Genomic DNA, 250 nt, shown 5'->3' with positions numbered 1-250 from the left:
CGCCGCGGACCATGGCGGTCTTCGACGTGGACTTCGGGCACACCGACCCGCAGCTGATCCTGCCCTGCGGCGGATCGATCCGGGTGGACGGGATCGAACGGCGGATCACCGTCCGGTACTGCTGCTCCGTCAGTTCGCGCACCGGCGGCCGACCACCGCGCTCCGATCGGCCGCCAGGCGCCGCTCCACCGCGCGCCGCGCCGGGTGCTCCAGCCAGTGCATGCGCGCGATGTCCGGGCGGCCCTCGTGC

General features: G+C 74.4%; 1 pseudogene. It reads left to right on the top strand.

The annotated features are described in order from the left end of the window. Positions 1-119 (top strand): annotated as a pseudogene (locus C7C46_RS37150) (LD-carboxypeptidase); the annotation flags it as partial. Between the last annotated feature and the right edge of the window lie 131 nt (positions 120-250).

Origin of the sequence: Streptomyces tateyamensis (assembly GCF_003205575.1) — a bacterium.
In the GTDB taxonomy this organism is placed as follows: Bacteria; Actinomycetota; Actinomycetes; order Streptomycetales; family Streptomycetaceae; genus Kitasatospora; species Kitasatospora tateyamensis.
This window is presented reverse-complemented; position numbering and strand designations above follow the sequence as displayed.